This is a genomic window from Nocardia puris (assembly GCF_003315035.1).
Taxonomy (GTDB): Bacteria; Actinomycetota; Actinomycetes; order Mycobacteriales; family Mycobacteriaceae; genus Nocardia; species Nocardia puris.
The window spans coordinates 338,964-358,644 of sequence record NZ_QNRE01000005.1; the positions used below are offsets into that span (position 1 = coordinate 338,964).

The following is a 19,681-nucleotide window of genomic DNA, read 5'->3' on the forward strand; positions in this document are numbered from 1 at the left end:
GGGCGCACCTGGCCGAATGCTTCGAGGTGGTCGGGGAGTGGTGGACCCTGGCTGCGTCATAGCGCAAGCACCGCTCGAACCCGGCGCCACGATCTCGCCCAGTGTGCGCACAACATGGGTATACGCAAGATATGCATAAGTTATGCGCCAACGCGCATGTGAGCCGGTTCGGGTGCATGAGTATGCGATCGACTCCGCGCCCGCGGGTGCGGAGTCCCGGTGTGCGCTTCCGTTCGCGGCTCTGGGCGCTGCCGTTGGTCATTCCTTATCTCTATGCCGCGAATGTCCGGATCACCCTCCGCGCACCCCGAGTCCGGGGATGAACGCCATCGTGCCCGCCGCCGACGGTTGTGGCCCGGCTCACCCCGCAACCCGCACCCCGCACCCCCTGGTGTGACGACAACGACAGCGAATCGGGGAAAGGCGCGCGGTGGCGCTGCCTGGTGTGATACCCCAGAGCTATGGATCGTGGTTGGTCGGGTGTGGGAGGCGACGGTAGATTGTTCCGGTGATCAGCGAAGAGTGTCCCGGTTCGGCCGGTCGGTGGGTGTTGGGTGCTGGCGGGCCCATGTAACGACAGCGGTCCGGCGGACAGATAGTGCCAATGAACTTTTTTGCCTGATTGATATGAGAACTGAACCCGGGGACGCAGGCGCCACGCTCGGATAGGTGTGCGTCGGCGTCCGGGTGTCGTCGGGGAGCGCTTGCGTGGTGTTCCGGAAGCGAGGTTACGGTTGGACCGGCTGGATTTCGGCGGGAACGGCGAAGCTGGTGGCGAGTACTTCCCGCTGTCGCCCGCGCAGCTGGGCATCTGGTATGCCCAGCACGTCGATCCGCAGGTGCCGATCAATATCGCCCAGTACGTCGACCTCCGGGGTGACCTGGACGTCGACGTACTAGAGCGGGCCAGCCGCGCCGCCGCCCTGGAGATGGGCTCCGGCTTCCTGAAGGTCGTCGAACGCGACGGCGAACCGTGGCAGACCGTCGACCCGTCGCTGGACTCCACCCTCGAGTACGTGGACCTGCGCGGCGAGGCCGATCCGGCGGCCGCGGCCGCCGAGTGGATGCGCGCGGAGTACAGCCGCCCGCTCGACATCGTCGAGGACCGGTTGATCCGCGCCGCCGCGCTGCGCCTGGCCGACGACCACTGGTACTGGTATTCGCGCGCCCACCACATCGCCCTGGACGGCTTCGGCGCGATGACGTTCATGAACCGCATCGCCGAGCACTACACGGCCGCCGTCACCGGCACCGAGCCGAACCCGGCCAAGGCGACCGATCTGCGCACCCTCTACGAGCAGGAGATCGCCTACCGCGAGAGCTCCCGCTTCGAGACCGACAAGCGGCACTGGGCCGAGCGCGTCGCGGGCCTGGAGGAGGGCTCCAGCCTCGCGGGCCGCTCCGCGCCCCCCGCCCCGGTCAACGGCATCGCCAGCGCGGCGCTCTCCGAGGAGCAGGACGCGCTGCTCACCGCGGCCGTCGCGCGCCACGACAACTCGCCCGCGGGCCTGCTGATCGCCGCCTTCGCCGGCTACCTGGCGCAGCTGACGGGCGCCGAGGACGTGATCCTGAGCCTGCCGGTCACCGCGCGCACCACCGCCGCGATGCGCCGCTCCGGCGGCGTCACCTCGAACATCGTGCCGCTGCGGCTGCGGGTCTCGCCCGAGACGACGGTCGCCGACCTGCTCAAGTCGGTGCAGGTGGAGGTGTCGGGCGCGCTGCGCCACCAGCGCTACCGCCACGAGGACATTCGCCGCGACAGCGCGGGCGACGGCGTGGTCACCACGGAGTTCTTCGGCCCGTGGGTCAACATCATGCTGTTCCACAGCGAGATGACGCTGGGCCCGATGGTGGGCAGGCTCAACGTGCTGTCCACCGGCAGCATCGAGGACCTGGGCGTCAACTTCTACCAGTCGGCGGGCAACCACTCCCACATCGACTTCGAGACCAACCCGAACCTCTACACCGAGGCCGAGGCCCGCGCCCACCACGCGCGTTTCCTGGAGTTCTTCGACCGCTTCCTGGCCGCCGACGCCGAGGCGCGGGTGTGGGACCTGCCGGTCACCACCGAGACCGAACGCGAGCGGGCGCTCACCGAGTGGAACGACGCCGAGCACGACGTGCCGGTCACCACGCTCTCGGCCCTGCTGGACGCGCAGATCCCGCGCACCCCCGGCAACGTCGCCGTCGAGTTCGAGGGCGAGTCGCTCACCTACGCCGAGTTCGGCGCGCGGGTGAACCGGCTGGCCCGGTTCCTGATCGCCGACGGTGTAGGCCCCGAATCGCTGGTCGCGCTCGGTATGCGCCGGTCGCTGGAGCTGGTGATCGGCATGCACGCGGTGCTGAAGGCCGGCGGCGCGTACGTGCCGATCGACCCGGACCACCCGGCCGATCGCACCGCCTACATCCTCGACAGCGCCGACCCGGTGTGCGTGCTCACGGTGTCCGGCGACGAGCTGGAACTGCCCGAGTCGGTGCGCCGCGTCGAGATCGACACCCTCGACACCTCGGCATTCTCCGACGCGCCGGTTATCGACGCGGACCGTCGCGCGCCGCTGCGCCCGGACAACACCGCCTACGTCATCTACACCTCCGGATCGACCGGCCGCCCGAAGGGCGTGGCGGTCACCCACCACGCGATCGTCAACCAGCAGCTGTGGATGCTGGACGAGTACCGGATCACCGCCGACGACGTCTACCTGCAGAAGACGGCCACCACCTTCGACGTCTCGCTGTGGGGCTACTTCCTGCCGCTGATGGTGGGCGCGAAGCTGCTCGTCGCGACGCCCGACGGGCACCGCGATCCGCTGTACGTGGCGGACATGATCGAGAAGCACCGCGTGACCCTGACGGACTTCGTGCCGTCCATGCTCACCGTGTTCGTCACGCACGCCACCGAGGCCCAATGTGCCACGCTGCGCGGGGTTTTCGTGATCGGTGAGGCGCTGCCGCCAGAGACGGCCGCGGGTTTCCGCGCGATCACCTCAGCCGGTCTGCACAACCTGTACGGCCCCACCGAGGCTGCCGTCTCGGTGACCTACTGGGAGGCCACCGCCGCCGACACGGTCACCGTGCCGATCGGCATCCCGGAGTGGAATGTCGAAGTCTACGTGCTGGATTCGCGGCTGCGTCCGGCCGCGATCGGCGCGCCGGGCGAGCTGTACCTGGGTGGGCGCCAGCTGGCGCGCGGGTACCGCGGCAGGCCGGATCTGACCTCGGATCGGTTCGTGGCCAACCCGTTCAGCACGAACGGCGAACGCATGTACCGCACCGGCGACCTGGTGCGCTGGAATCCGGCGGGCACGCTGGAATACATCGGCCGCACCGACTTCCAGGTGAAGTTCCGCGGCCAGCGCATCGAGCTGGGCGAGATCGAGGCGGTCACGCTGGCCCATCCGGCGGTCAGCCAGTCGGCGGTCCTGGTGGTCGACACCGCGACCGGTCAGCAGCTGGTGGCCTACGTGGTGCCCGTGCCCGGCCAGTCCATCGACCCGGTCGAGCTCACAAGGTTCGCGAGCGATCAGCTACCGAGCTACATGGTGCCCGCCTCGGTGATGGTGCTGGACGCGTTCCCGCTCAACACCTCCGGCAAGCTGGATCGAAAGGCGTTGCCGGAGCCGGTGTTCGCCGCCGAGGGCGGCTACCGCGCACCGCGCACGCACGCCGAGGAGATCGTCGCGGGCATCTTCGCCGACGTGCTCTCCCAGGAGCGCATCGGCATCGACGACAACTTCTTCGACCTCGGCGGCAACTCGCTGGTCGCGACCCAGGTGGTGTCGCGGGTGGGTGCGGCGTTCGGCACCCGCATCGGGGTGCGCGCGCTGTTCGAGACCCCGACCGTGGCCGGGCTGGCCGCGCGCGCGGAGTCGGCGAGCCCGGCCGAGGCGGCGCGGCCGCCGCTGGTCGCCCAGCAGCTGCCCGCCCGGGTGCCGCTGTCGCTGGCGCAGCAGCGCATGTGGTTCATCAACCAATTCGACCCCACCGCACCGACTTACAACCTGCCCTTCGTGGTGCGGTTGCGCGGCCACGCCGATATCGGCGCGCTGAAGGCGGCGCTGAACGACGTGATGGCGCGCCAGGAATCGCTGCGCACCGTCTTCCCGGAATCCGGCGACGGCGGCTACCAGCAGGTGGTCCCCGACGACGAGGTGAACCTCGCGATCTCGGTGCAGTCCATCGATGAGGCCGAATTGCCCGGTGTGCTCACCGAATTCGCCTCCACCGGCTTCGACGTGGCGCGCGAGCTGCCGATCCGGGTCCGCATCTACCAGGTGACCGGCGGCTCCAGCAACGGCACGCCCGATCACGCGGTCGCCTTCGTGGTGCACCACATCGCCGCCGACGGTTTCTCCTTCGGCCCGCTCTCCCGCGACGTCGCCACCGCCTACCTGGCGCGCGCGGCGGGCACCGAGCCCGAATGGCCGCCGCTGCCGGTGCAGTACCAGGACTACAGCGTCTGGCAGCGCGAGTTGCTGGGCTCGGAGGCCGATCCCGGGTCGATGGCGGCCCGCCAGATCTCCTACTGGCGCCGCCAGCTGGCCGGCCTGCCCGATCAGCTGGAGCTGCCCACCGATCGCCCGCGTCCGCCGGTGCAGAGTTTCCGCGGCGGCACGGTGCATTTCACGATCGACGCCGACCTGCACAAGGCCCTGGCCGCGCTGGCCCGCGCCGAGGGCGTGAGCCTGTTCATGGTCGTGCACGCCTCGCTGGCCGTGCTGCTGGCGCGCCTGTCCGGCACCCAGGACATCGCCGTCGGCACACCCATCGCGGGCCGCGGTGAGCAGGCGCTCGACGACCTGATCGGCATGTTCGTCAACACCCTGGTGCTGCGCTCGCAGGTGGACGGCGGCCGCTTGTTCCGCGAATTCCTCGGCCACACCAGGGAAACCGACCTCGCGGCGTTCGCGTACGCGGACGTGCCGTTCGAGCGACTGGTCGAGGTGCTGAACCCGACCCGCTCGCAGGCGCGCCACCCGCTGTTCCAGGTGATGCTGTCGTTCCAAGAGATGTCGCACGCGGCGCTGGAACTGCCCGGCCTCTCGGTCACCGCCACCGAGCTCGAGGTCGACATCGCCAAGTTCGACCTGCAGTGGACGATCACCGAGGAACGCGGCAATCACGGTGAGCTGCAAGGCATGTCGGCCGCCGTGCAGTTCGCGACCGACCTGTTCGACGAGGAGACGGTGGTCTCCTTCACCAAGCGGTTCGTGCGCGTGCTGCGCAGCGTGACCGCCGATCCCGGTGTCGCCGTGGGCGATATCCACGTGCTGGACGCCGACGAGCTGACCGATCTGCTCGACCGCACGGGTGCGCCGGTGGTGCCGTCGCGGACGCTGCCGGAGCTGTTGGGTGAGGCGGCGGCGATTGATCCGCAGGCGGCTGCTGTGGTGTTCGAGGGGGCAACTCTGTCTTATGCGGAGTTGGATGAGCGTTCGAATCGGTTGGCGCGTTTGCTGATCGCCGAGGGCATCGGTCCCGAGGATCTGGTCGCGGTGGGTGTGCCGCGGTCGGAGGATTCGGTGTTCGCGGCGTGGGCGGTGTCGAAGACCGGTGCGGCGTTCGTGCCGGTGGATCCGAACTATCCGGTCGAGCGCATCGCGCACATGGTGACCGATTCCGGGTCGCCGGTGGGCATCACCGTGGCTTCGGTGCGGGAGGGTTTGCCGGAGTCGGCGCGGTGGTTGGTGTTCGAGGATTTGGATCTGGACGCCTTCGAGGGTGGTCCGATCACGGATGCGGATCGGGTGCGGCCGGTGCGTCCGGAGCATCCGGCGTATGTGATTTACACGTCGGGTTCGACGGGTGTGCCCAAGGGTGTCGTGGTCACCCATGCGGGTTTGGCGAACTTCAGTCGGGAGCAGGTCGAGCGGTACGGTCTCGATTCCGATTCGCGCGCACTGCATTTCGCGTCGCCGAGTTTCGACGCGTCGGTTCTGGAGTTGTTGCTCGCGGTGGGTGCGGGTGGCGCGTTGGTTGTGGTGCCGCCGGGTGTGTACGGCGGTGAGGAACTGTCCGAGCTGATTCGCAGTGAGCGGGTCACGCACGCGTTCATCACTCCGGCGGCGTTGGCGACGTTCGATCCGAGTGGGTTGGACAGTCTGCGGGTGTTGGTCGCCGGTGGTGAGGCGTGCCCGCCGGAGTTGGTGGCGAAGTGGGCTGTGCCGCTGGGTGATTCCGGTGAGCTTCGTGCGTTCCACAATGGTTACGGTCCGACCGAGACGACGATCATGACCAATATCAGTGATCCGCTGGTGGTTGGTGAGACGGTCACGATCGGTGGCCCGATTCGGGGTATGCGGTCGCTGATTCTGGATTCGCGGCTCAGGCCGGTTCCGGTGGGTGTCGCGGGTGAGCTGTACCTGTCGGGCATCCAGTTGGCCCGTGGCTATCACGCGCGCCCGGGACTCACCGCTGAGCGGTTTGTGGCGAACCCGTATGCCGATGGTGAGCGGATGTACCGCACCGGTGACGTGGTCCGCTGGACCCGTACCGGTGAGGTCGAGTATGTCGGCCGTTCGGACTTCCAGGTCAAGGTTCGTGGTTTCCGTATCGAACTCGGTGAGATCGACGCGGCCCTGGCTTCGCACGAGACGGTCGATTTCGCGGTCACCGTCGGCCACAAGAACGCCGTCGGCGCGGTCTCGCTGGTGTCGTATGTCGTTGCGGCGTCGGGTAATTCGATCGACGTCGCGGCGCTGACCGCGCATGTGGAGGATCGTCTCCCGGCGTATATGGTGCCGTCGGCGATCATGGTGATCGATCGGGTCCCGCTGACCCCGGTCGGCAAGCTCGACCGAAAAGCCCTCCCCACTCCTGTTTTCGAGGTGCGTGAGTTCCGCGCCCCCGCGACCCCGATCGAGGAGATCGTCGCCCAGGTCTTCGCCGACGTCCTCGACCTGCCCCGGGTCGGCGTGGACGACGACTTCTTCGACCTCGGCGGCAACTCGCTCATCGCCACCCAGGTCGCCTCCCGCGTGGGCATCGCGCTGGACACCCGCGTCCCCGTGCGGACGGTCTTCGAGGCGCCCACCGTGGCCGCGCTCGCCGCCCGCGTCGAGACCCAGGCCGGTGACGGCGCGCGCAAGGCGCTCGTCGCGCGCGAACGTCCCGACGAGGTGCCGCTCTCGCTCGCCCAGCAGCGCATGTGGTTCCTCAACCGCTTCGACACCTCCTCGGCGGTCAATAACATCCCGGTCGCCATCCGCCTCTCCGGCGAACTGGACGTGGCCGCGCTGCAGGTCGCCGTCATCGACGTGATCGACCGGCACGAGTCGCTGCGCACCGTGTTCCCCGAGACCGGTCGCGGTCCCGTGCAGGTGGTGCTGGACGCGGCGCAGATCGTGCCCGACCTCACCCCCTACCGGGTCACCGAGGACACCCTGCTCGACCACCTGATCGACCTGGCCTCCATGGCTTTCGACGTGACCAGCGAAGTGCCGCTGCACGCGCGCCTGTTCGAGATCAGCGAGACCGAGTACGTGCTCGGCATGGTGGTGCACCACATCTCCGCCGACGGCTGGTCCATGGGCCCGCTGGCGCGCGACGTGATCGTCGCCTATGCCGCGCGCACCACCTGGGAAGCGCCCATCTGGTCCGAATTGCCGGTCCAGTACGCCGATTACGCGCTGTGGCAGCGCGAGGTGCTCGGCTCCGAGGACGATCCGCGCTCGCTCATCTCGAGCCAGATCCGGTACTGGACCAAGGAACTGGCCGACCTCCCCGACGAGCTGGTGCTGCCGTGGGACCGGCCGCGCCCGCCCGTCGCCTCCTACCGGGGCGGCACGTACGCGTTCGTCATCTCCGGCGAAACCCAGCGTGCCCTCATCGAATTGGGCCGCCGCTACAACGCCTCGCTGTTCATGGTGATGCACAGCGCGCTGGCGGTGCTGCTCGCGCGCGCCAGCGGCACCTCCGACATCGCCATCGGCACCCCGGTCGCCGGGCGCGGTGAGGCCGCCCTCGACGACCTGATCGGCATGTTCGTCAACACCCTGGTGCTGCGGTCCGAGGTGGACGGCGCCCGCAGCTTCGCCGAGCTGCTGGACCGCGCCAGGGAGACCGACCTGCAGGCGTTCGCGCACTCCGACGTGCCGTTCGAGCGCCTGGTGGAGGTGCTCAACCCGGCGCGCTCGCAGGCGCGCCACCCGCTGTTCCAGGTGATGCTGTCGTTCCAGAACACCAAGCAGGCCACGCTGCGCCTGCCGGGCCTGGACGTCGACGGCATCGACTACGACGCCAAACTCGCCAAGTTCGACCTCCAGCTCACGCTGCGCGACACCCAGGACAGCATGGGCGAGGCCGCGGGCATGTCGGCCGAATTCTCCTACGCGCTGGACCTTTTCGACGAGCCGACGGTGGCGGCGTTCGCGCGCCGCCTGGACCGCATCCTCGCGGCGGTCATCGCCGATCCGGATGTGCCGCTGGGCGATATCGACCTGCTCGCGCCCGAAGAGCACGCGCAGGTGCTGGTGGACTGGAACGACACCGCGCACGCGGTGCCGCCGGCGACCCTGGTGTCGCTGTTCGAGGCGCAGGTGGCGGCCACGCCCGACGCGGTCGCGCTGGTGTACGGGGCGGAGGAGCTGACCTACCGCGAACTGCGGGAGCGCTCGGCCGAGATCGCGCGCGAGCTGATCGCCGCGGGCGTGGGCCCGGAGTCGTTGGTGGCGTTGGCGATCCGCCGGTCCACCGAGCTGGTGGTGGCCATGTACGCGGTGCTGCAGGCCGGTGGCGCGTACGTGCCGCTGGACCCGGATCAGCCCGCCGACCGCATCGGCCACATCGTGGCGACGGCGCGGCCGAGCCTGGTGCTGACCACGCGCCGTGACGATTTCACGACCGAGGGCGTCGAGTCGCTGTTCGTGGAGGATCTGCCCGCGTCGGCGGAGACGGACGGCTCCCCGGTCACCGACGCCGAGCGGGTGCGCCCGCTGCGGTCCGGCAACACCGCGTACGTGATCTTCACGTCGGGTTCGACGGGTCGCCCGAAGGGTGTGGCGGTCTCGCATTCGGCGATCGTGAATCGTTTGCTGTGGATGCAGGATTCGTATCCGTTGGGTGCGGATGATGTGGTGTTGCAGAAGACTCCCGCCACCTTCGACGTGTCGGTGTGGGAGTTCTTCTGGCCGTTGCAGACCGGTGCGCGCCTGGTGGTGGCGAAGCCGGACGGTCACCGCGATCCGGTCTACCTCGCTCAGGTGATCGCCGAACACGGTGTGACGACCGCGCATTTCGTGCCGTCGATGCTGTCGGTCTTCGTCTCCACCCTCGGCAACGGCAACGGTGATTCGGCGGCGGCCGCGCCGCGCCTGCGCCAGGTGTTCGCCTCCGGCGAGGCCCTGCCCGCGCCGACCGCGCAGCGACTGCGCGAACTGACCGGCGCGCGTCTGCACAACCTGTACGGACCCACCGAGGCCGCGGTCGACGTGACGTATCACGAGGTCGTCGACGCCGACGAGGTGTCGGTGCCGATCGGGCGTCCGGTGTGGAACACGCGGGTGTTCGTGCTGGATTCGCGTCTGCACCCGGTGCCGGTAGGTGTCGCGGGTGAGCTGTACCTGGCGGGCGATCAGCTCGCCCTCGGCTACCTCGAGCGCACGGACCTGACGGCGGATCGCTTCGTCGCGAATCCCTACGGTGCGGCGGGTTCTCGGATGTACCGCACGGGTGACCTGGTCACCTGGACGGCGGACGGTGAGCTGGAGTACTTGGGCCGCACGGACTTCCAGGTGAAGTTGCGTGGTCTGCGCATCGAGCTGGGCGAGATCGAGGCGGCGCTGCTGGCGCAGCCCGGTGTCGCGCAGTCGGTGGTCGTGGTGCGCTCCGACGCGCACGCCGGCGATCAGCTGGTGGGCTACCTGGTGGCCGAACCCGAAGCCACCCTCGACGTGACGGCGGTCAAGAGCGGCGTCGCCGCGACGCTGCCGGGCTACATGGTGCCCGCCGCGCTGGTGGTGCTCGACGCGTTCCCGGTGAACGCGAGCGGCAAGCTGGATCGCAAGGCGCTGCCGTCGCCGGTGTTCGAGGCGAAGGCGTTCCGCGCGCCCTCGACCCCGATCGAGGAGATCGTGGCCGAGATCTTCGCCGATCTGCTCGGGGTGACCCGGGTGGGCGTGGACGACGACTTCTTCGAGCTCGGCGGCAACTCCCTGGTCGCCACCCAGGTCGCCGCGCGGCTGGGCAAGGCGCTCGACGCCGAGGTCGGCGTGCGCACCCTGTTCGAGGCGCCCACCGTCGGCGCCCTGGCCGCGCGCGTCGAATCGCACGCGGGAACCGGTGTGCGCCAAGCGCTCACGGCCGTCGCCCGCCCCGAACATCCGCCGTTGTCGCTCGCGCAGCAGCGCATGTGGTTCCTCAACCGCTTCGACGCCGACACCGCCGCGGCCGCCGGTACCTACAACATCCCGGCCGTGGTCCGGTTGCAGGGCCTGCTCGACCTGGTCGCGCTGCGCGGCGCCGTCGCCGACGTGATCGCGCGGCACGAATCGCTGCGCACCGTCTACCCCTCGCACGAGGGCACCCCCTACCAGCGAGTGCTGCCGTCCACGCGGGCCATCCCGGAGCTGGAGATCGCCGAGGTCGACGAGGGCGAATTGCCCGGCGCGCTCTACGGATTCGTCACCGAGGGCTTCGACGTGACCGCCGAGCCGCCGGTGCGGCTGCGCGTCTACGAACTCGGCGAACGCGATTTCGTGCTCGCCCTGGTGGTGCACCACATCGCCGCCGACGGCTTCTCGCTGCGCCCGCTGGTGCGCGACCTGATGACCGCCTACGTGGCGCGCACCTCGAATTCCGAGCCCGGCTGGCCGCCGCTGGCCGTGCAGTACGCCGACTACGCGCTGTGGCAGCGCGAAACCCTCGGCGACGAGGACGATCCCACCTCGCTCATCTCCGAGCAGCTCGACTACTGGCGCACCGCGCTGGCCGACCTGCCCGACGAGCTGCGCCTGCCCGGCAAGCCGCGCCCCACCGTGGCCTCCTACCGGGCGGGCACGCACCGGTTCGCGGTGCCCGGCGAGCTGATCGACGACCTCAACCGGGTGGCGCACGAGCACGGCACCACGCTGTTCATGGTGGTGCACAGCGCGTTCGCGACGCTGCTGTCGCGCCTGAGCGGCGCCGACGACATCGCCATCGGCATCCCCGTCGCGGGCCGCGGTGAGCAGGCCCTCGACGACCTGGTCGGCATGTTCGTCAACACCCTGGTGCTGCGCACCGGCGTGGACACCGCCGAACCGTTCACCGACCTGCTCGCGCGGGTCCGCGAGCGCGACCTGCAGGCGTTCGCGCACGCCGACGTGCCGTTCGAGCGCCTGGTGGAGGTGCTCAACCCGGCGCGTTCGCAGGCGCGCCACCCGCTGTTCCAGGTGATGCTCTCGTTCCAGAACCTCGGCCGCACCTCGCTGGAGCTGCCCGGCCTGACGGTCTCGGAGCTGGAGGTCGACCAGGCCACCGCCAAGTTCGACCTGCAGCTCACGCTGAGCGAGGTGCCGGGCGGCGAGTCCGAGATGGACGCCGAGATCGTCTACGCCACCGATCTTTTCGACGCCGGCTTCGCCGACACGTTCGCGGCGCGCTTCCTGCGCGTGCTGCGCGGCGTCGCGGCCGACCCGTCGGTCGCGGTGGGTGACATCGACCTGCTCGACGACGCCGAGCGCGCGCTGGTGCTGCGCCAGTGGAACGACACCGAGTTCGCCGTCGACGCCGCGCTCACCTCCCCGGTGGGCGACGACGCCGCGACCCTGGTGGCGCTGTTCGAGGCGCAGGTTGCGCGCACCCCCGACGCGGTCGCGCTCACTTTCGAGGGGACAAGTCTCACTTACGCCGAGTTCGCCGACCGGGTGCATCGCCTGGCGCGGTGGCTCAAGCAGAACGGCGTGGGCCCGGAATCCTATGTGGCGCTGGGCATGCGGCGTTCGCTGGATCTGCTCGCGGGCATGTACGCCGTCACCGCGGCCGGCGGCGCGTACGTGCCGCTGGACCCGGACAACCCGGCCGAGCGCATCGAGCACATCCTCGACACCGCCCGCCCGGTGTGCGTGCTCACCTCGGGTGCGGACCTGGACGTGGCGCTGGCCCGTCAGGTGCGCATCGACGAGCTCGATCTCTCCGGCTTCTCCGGCGAACCGCTCACCGACGCCGACCGCCACCGTCCGCTGCGCACCGGCAACACCGCGTACGTGATCTTCACCTCCGGCTCGACGGGCCGCCCCAAGGGCGTGGCCGTCTCGCACGCGGCCATCCTCAACCGCCTGGTGTGGGGCCACGCCCAGTACGGCCTGGCCGCCGACGACGTGGTGTTGCAGAAGACGCCCGCCACGTTCGACGTGTCGGTGTGGGAGTTCTTCTGGCCCTTGCAGGTCGGCGCGCGCCTGGTGATCGCCAAGCCCGACGGGCACCGCGATCCCGCCTACCTCGCGCAGCTGATCATCGAGGAGCGGATCACCACGGCGCACTTCGTGCCGTCGATGATGTCGCTGTTCGTGGTCGAGCCGCGCGCGGCCGAATGCACCGGCCTGCGCAACGTTTTCGCCTCCGGCGAGGGCCTGCCCGCCGTCACCGCGCAGAAGCTGCGCGAGCTGACCGGCGCGCGCCTGCACAACCTGTACGGCCCCACCGAGGCCGGCGTCGAGGTGACCTTCCACGAGGTGACCGACGCCGACACCGTCACCGTGCCGATCGGCGCGCCGGTGTTCAACACCCAGGTGTACGTGCTGGATTCGCGCCTGCGGCCGGTGCCGGTGGGTGTGCCGGGCGAGCTGTACCTGGCCGGCGCGCAGCTGGCCTACGGCTACGTGACGCGCCCCGACCTGACCACCGAGCGGTTCGTGGCCGATCCGTTCGGCCACGGCGTGCGGATGTACCGCACCGGTGACCTGGTGGCCTGGACCCCGGCGGGTGAGCTGGAGTACTTGGGCCGCACCGACTTCCAGGTGAAGCTGCGCGGCCTGCGCATCGAGCTGGGCGAGATCGAGGGCGCGCTCACCGCGCTGCCCGGGGTGTCGCAGTCGGTCGTGGTGGTGCGCACCGACGAGCACACCGGCGATCAGCTGGTCGGCTACCTGATCGCGCAGCCCGGCGCGGCGCTGGACGTGGCCGCGGTGAAGTCCGCGCTCGCCGAGCAGCTGCCCGCCTACATGGTGCCCGCGGCGTTCGTGGTGCTGGACGCGTTCCCGCTCAACACCTCCGGCAAGCTGGACCGAAAGGCGTTGCCGGAGCCCGTGTTCGAGGCCAAGGCCTTCCAGGCGCCGGTCACGCCGGTGCAGCAGATCGTGGCGAGCACGTTCGCCGACGTGCTCGGCCTGGAGCGGGTCGGCCTGGACGACGACTTCTTCGGCCTCGGCGGCAACTCGCTGGTCGCCACCCAGGTCGCGGCCCGCCTCGGCGAGGCGCTGGACACCCAGATCCCGCTGCGCACGCTGTTCGAGGCGTCCACCGTCGCGGCGCTGGCCGCCAAGGTGGAGTCGGCCACCGGGCAGGGCGGGCGCGCCCCGCTCGCGCCGCGTCCGCGCCCGGAGCTGGTGCCGCTCTCGCTCGCCCAGCAGCGCATGTGGTTCCTGAACCGCTTCGACAGCCGCACCGCCGTGAACAACATCCCGGTCGCCGTGCGCCTGTCCGGCCGTCTCGACGCCGCGGCCCTGCAGGCCGCGGTGCGCGACGTGCTGGCCCGGCACGAGTCGCTGCGCACCATCTACCCGGAGGTGGAGGGCGAGGGCTACCAGCGCGTGCTCTCCGTCGACGAGGTGAGCTTCGACCTCGAGACCGAATGGGTGCCCGGCGCCGAACTGCCCTCGCGCATCGTGGAACTCGCCAGCACGCATTTCGATGTGACGACCGAGATCCCCTACCGCGCCACGCTGCTCACCACCGACGAGCCCAGGGGGACGGCAGTCGGCGGAGCCGACGGGGTGGGTAAGCAGAGCCATGTGCTCGTTCTGGTGATGCACCACATCGGCGCGGACGGCTTCTCGCTGCGCCCGCTGCTGCGCGACGTGGTGGTGGCCTACACCGAGCGCGTCGCGGGCGAGGCGCCCACCTGGGCGCCGCTGGCCGTGCAGTACGCCGACTACGCGCTGTGGCAGCGCGAGGTGCTGGGCGACGAAGCCGATCCCGAGTCGGTCGCGGCGCGGCAGATCGCCTACTGGACCGAGCAATTGCGCGATCTGCCCGACCAGATCGAGCTGCCCGCCGACCGGCCGCGCCCCGAGGTGGCGTCGAACGCCGGTGGCCTGCACCACTTCTCGGTGGACGCCGACCTGCACCGGGCGCTGGCCGATGTGGCGCGCGCGCACGGCGTCACCCTGTTCATGGTCGTGCACGCGGCGCTGGCCACCTGGGCGGCGCGGCTGTCCAACAGCGCCGACGTCGCGATCGGCACCCCGATCGCGGGCCGCGGCGAACGCGCGCTCGACGATCTGGTCGGCATGTTCGTCAACACCCTGGTGCTGCGCAACGAGATCGACCTCGGCGGCCGCTTCGCCGATCTGCTCGAGCAGGTGCGCCGCACCGACCTGGCGGCCTTCGCCCACGCCGACGTGCCGTTCGAGCGGCTGGTCGACGTGCTCAGCCCCGCGCGTTCGCAGGCGCACCACCCGCTGTTCCAGGTGGCGCTCACCTTCGAGGCGGCCTCCGCCTCGGACACGGGCGCGGTGTCGCTGCCCGGCCTGGAGCTCGACGTGGTCGAATTCGACGCGGGCACCGCGAAGTTCGACGTGCAGCTGACCGTGGGCGAGGCGCGCGACGGCGGCCTGGCCCTGTCCTGGAACTACGCCACCGAACTGTTCGATCCGGAGACGGTGGCCGCGTTCGCCGACCGCCTGGTGCGCATCCTGCGCCGGGTGGCCGAGGACCCGGCCGTGATCGTCGGCGATATCGACCTGCTGGGCGAGGCCGAGCGCCTGGACGTCTCGGACCGCTGGGTGTCCTCGGGCCTCGAGGACGGCGGCGGGCGCTTCGCCGACCCGAGTTTGACCCTGGTGGACCTGTTCGATCAGATGGTGGCGGCCCACCCGCAGCGCGTCGCGGCGCGCTTCGGCGGCGACTCGCTCACCTACGCGGAGCTGGACCGGCGCGCGAATGTGCTGGCGCGCAGGCTGATCGCCGAGGGCGCGGGCCCGGAGTCGCTGGTCGCGGTGATCCTGCCGCGCTCGCTGGACCTGGTCGTGGCGCTGCTGGCCGTGGTGAAGTCGGGCGCGGGCTACGTGCCGGTGGACCCGACCTACCCGGCGGACCGCATCGCCTACGTGCTCTCGGATTCGCGGCCCACCAGCGTGATCGTGGACTCGACCGTCGAGGTGCCGGTGCCCGCCGGGCTGCCCACCGTGGTGGTCGACGGATTCGCCGTCGAGACGGGCAATGTCGAGGACGCCGACGACGCGCCGGTCACCGACGCCGACCGCCGCGCCGCCCTCACCCCGGGCAACGTCGCCTACGTGATCTACACGTCGGGCTCGACGGGCCGCCCGAAGGGCGTGGCGGTGGCGCACCGGAATGTGGTGCGACTCTTCGCGAATACCGATCGGGACTTCGGTTTCGGCGCCGACGACGTGTGGACGCTGTTCCACTCGTACGCGTTCGACTTCTCGGTGTGGGAGCTGTGGGGCCCGCTGCTGTTCGGCGGCTCGGTGGTCGTGGTGGACTACTACACCTCGCGCTCGCCCGAGCAGTTCCTGGAACTGCTGCGCGATGAGAAGGTGACCGTCCTCAACCAAACCCCCTCGGCCTTCTACCAATTGGCCGAGGCCGACCGCAACGCGGCCGTGGGCGCGGCCCCGCTCGCGCTGCGGTACGTGGTGTTCGGCGGCGAGGCGCTCGAACTGCGCCGCCTCTCGGATTGGGTCGCCCGGCACGGCGACGGTGTGACCGGCGGGTCCGCGGGCGCCGCACCGGTGCTGGTGAACATGTACGGCATCACCGAGACCACCGTGCACGTGTCCTACCGCGCGCTGGACGCGGCGACCATCGAGGCCGCCTCCGGCAGCATCGTCGGTCGCGCCATCGCGGGCCTGCGGGTCTACGTGCTGGACGACCGGCTGCAGCCGGTGCCGGTGGGTGTCGCGGGTGAAATGTATGTCGCGGGAACGCAATTGGCGCGCGGCTACCTCGGCCGCCCCGACCTCACCACCGCGCGCTTCGTCGCCAACCCGCTCGGCGAGCCCGGTTCGCGCCTCTACCGATCCGGCGACCTGGCCCGGTGGAACCGCTTCGGCGAACTCGAATACCTGGGCCGCGCCGACGATCAGGTGAAGGTGCGCGGTTTCCGCATCGAACTCGGCGAGATCGAGGCCGCCGTGCTGGCGCAGCCGGGCATCGCGCAGGCCGCGGTGATCGTGCGCGAGGACCAGCCCGGCGATCAGCGGATCGTCGCCTACGTGGTGTCCGAGCCCGGCGTCACCCCGGATCTGGACGCGGTGCGCTCCGGCGCGGCCGAGCGGCTGCCGTCCTACATGGTGCCCGCGGCGCTGGTGCGCCTGGAATGGATCCCGCTCACCGTCAACGGCAAGCTGGACCGCCGGGCGCTGCCCGCACCGGCGGTGCAGGCCAAGGCATTCCGCGCGCCGGTCACCCCCGTCGAGGAGACGGTGGCGGCGGTCTTCGCCGAGGTGCTCGACCTGCCCCGGGTCGGCGTGGACGACGACTTCTTCGATCTCGGCGGCAACTCGCTGATCGCCACCCGGGTGGTGTCGCGCATCGGCGCGGCGCTCGGCACCAGCGTGCCGGTGCGCGTGCTGTTCGAGGCGTCCACCGTGGCAGCCCTTGCCGCGCGGGTGGAATCGCACGCCGACGGCCCGGCCCGCGCGCGCCTGGTCGCGCGCAGGCGCGCCGCCGACGAACTGGTGCCGCTGTCGTTCGCGCAGCAGCGCATGTGGTTCCTCAACAAGTACGACACCGCCTCGGCGGCCTACAACCTGCCTATCGCGCTGCGCCTCACCGGTGCGCTCGACGTGGAGGCGCTGCGCCTGGCCGTCGCCGACGTGGTGCGCAGGCACGAATCGCTGCGCACCCGCTACCCCGAGCACGGCGGCACTCCGGTGCAGGTGATCGTGCCCGCCGAGCAGATCGCGCTCGACCTGCACCCGGTCCCCGTCGAACAGTCCGGTCTCGCGGCCGCCGTCGCCGAGTTCGTCGGCACGGGATTCGATGTGGCCGAACAGGTTCCGCTGCGCACCCGGCTGTTCGCGGCGGGCCCCGACGAGCACGTGCTCGTCGTCGTGGTGCACCACATCGCGGCCGACGGTTTCTCCATGGGCCCGCTCACCCGCGACGTGATGGTGGCCTACACCGCCCGCACCCAGGACAGCGCGCCCGGCTGGGCCCCGCTGCCCGTGCAGTACGCCGATTTCGCCGTCTGGCAGCGCGAGGTGCTGGGCAGCGAGGACGATCCGGCATCGCTGCTGGCCCGCCAGGTCGAGTACTGGCAGCGTGCCCTCGACGGCGTGCCGGACGAACTGACCCTGCCCACCGACCGGCCGCGCCCGGCCATCGCCTCGCACCGCGGCGCGACCGTGCGCCACGAACTGCCCGCCGATCTGATCGCGGCGCTGGACGAGATCGCCCGCCGCCAGGGCGCCTCGCTGTTCATGGTCATGCACGGCGCGCTCACCGTGCTGCTGGCCCGCCTGTCCGGCGCCGACGACATCGCCGTCGGCACGCCCATCGCGGGCCGCGGCGAGGCCGCGCTGGACGATCTGGTCGGCATGTTCGTCAACACCTTGGTGCTGCGCACCGGAATCGATAACGCCGAGCCGTTCACCGATCTGCTGGAGCGGGTCCGCCGCACCGACCTGGACGCCTACGGCAACGCCGACGTGCCGTTCGAGCGGCTGGTGGACCTGCTGGCGCCCGAGCGCTCGCAGTCGCGCAACCCGCTGTTCCAGGTGATGCTCGCCTTCCAGAACCTGGAGCGCGCGTCGCTGGAGCTGCCCGGCCTCACGGTGGCGGCGCTGGACCTGGACGAGAACGTCGCCCGCTTCGACCTGCAGTTCACCCTGTCGGAGAACGACGAGTCGGGCATGACCCTGGCCCTGACCTACGCCACGGAGCTGTTCGACGCCTCCACCGCCGAGGACATCGTGCGCCGCTGGGCGCGCGTGCTGGACGCGATCGCCACCGATCCGTCGGTGCCGGTGGGTGCGGTCGACGTGCTGGACGCCGACGAGCTGACCGATCTGCTCGACCGCACGGGTGCGCCGGTGGTGCCGTCGCGGACGCTGCCGGAGCTGTTGGGTGAGGCGGCGGCGATTGATCCGCAGGCGGCTGCTGTGGTGTTCGAGGGGGCAACTCTGTCTTATGCGGAGTTGGATGAGCGTTCGAATCGGTTGGCGCGTTTGCTGATCGCCGAGGGCATCGGTCCCGAGGATCTGGTCGCGGTGGGTGTGCCGCGGTCGGAGGATTCGGTGTTCGCGGCGTGGGCGGTGTCGAAGACCGGTGCGGCGTTCGTGCCGGTGGATCCGAACTATCCGGTCGAGCGCATCGCGCACATGGTGACCGATTCCGGGTCGCCGGTGGGCATCACCGTGGCTTCGGTGCGGGAGGGTTTGCCGGAGTCGGCGCGGTGGTTGGTGTTCGAGGATTTGGATCTGGACGCCTTCGAGGGTGGTCCGATCACGGATGCGGATCGGGTGCGGCCGGTGCGTCCGGAGCATCCGGCGTATGTGATTTACACGTCGGGTTCGACGGGTGTGCCCAAGGGTGTCGTGGTCACCCATGCGGGTTTGGCGAACTTCAGTCGGGAGCAGGTCGAGCGGTACGGTCTCGATTCCGATTCGCGCGCACTGCATTTCGCGTCGCCGAGTTTCGACGCGTCGGTTCTGGAGTTGTTGCTCGCGGTGGGTGCGGGTGGCGCGTTGGTTGTGGTGCCGCCGGGTGTGTACGGCGGTGAGGAACTGTCCGAGCTGATTCGCAGTGAGCGGGTCACGCACGCGTTCATCACTCCGGCGGCGTTGGCGACGTTCGATCCGAGTGGGTTGGACAGTCTGCGGGTGTTGGTCGCCGGTGGTGAGGCGTGCCCGCCGGAGTTGGTGGCGAAGTGGGCTGTGCCGCTGGGTGATTCCGGTGAGCTTCGTGCGTTCCACAATGGTTACGGTCCGACCGAGACGACGATCATGACCAATATCAGTGATCCGCTGGTGGTTGGTGAGACGGTCACGATCGGTGGCCCGATTCGGGGTATGCGGTCGCTGATTCTGGATTCGCGGCTCAGGCCGGTTCCGGTGGGTGTCGCGGGTGAGCTGTACCTGTCGGGCATCCAGTTGGCCCGTGGCTATCACGCGCGCCCGGGACTCACCGCTGAGCGGTTTGTGGCGAACCCGTATGCCGATGGTGAGCGGATGTACCGCACCGGTGACGTGGTCCGCTGGACCCGTACCGGTGAGGTCGAGTATGTCGGCCGTTCGGACTTCCAGGTCAAGGTTCGTGGTTTCCGTATCGAACTCGGTGAGATCGACGCGGCCCTGGCTTCGCACGAGACGGTCGATTTCGCGGTCACCGTCGGCCACAAGAACGCCGTCGGCGCGGTCTCGCTGGTGTCGTATGTCGTTGCGGCGTCGGGTAATTCGATCGACGTCGCGGCGCTGACCGCGCATGTGGAGGATCGTCTCCCGGCGTATATGGTGCCGTCGGCGATCATGGTGATCGATCGGGTCCCGCTGACCCCGGTCGGCAAGCTCGACCGAAAAGCCCT

At 70.1% G+C, this 19,681-nt stretch carries 1 protein-coding gene; it reads left to right on the forward strand.

Going from position 1 to position 19,681, the window contains the following annotated elements; all coding sequences use genetic code 11:
• Positions 1-734: 734 nt before the first annotated feature.
• Positions 735-19,681: non-ribosomal peptide synthase/polyketide synthase (locus tag DFR74_RS17300; protein WP_113975157.1), on the forward strand; the 18,947-nt coding region annotated here is incomplete at its 3' end.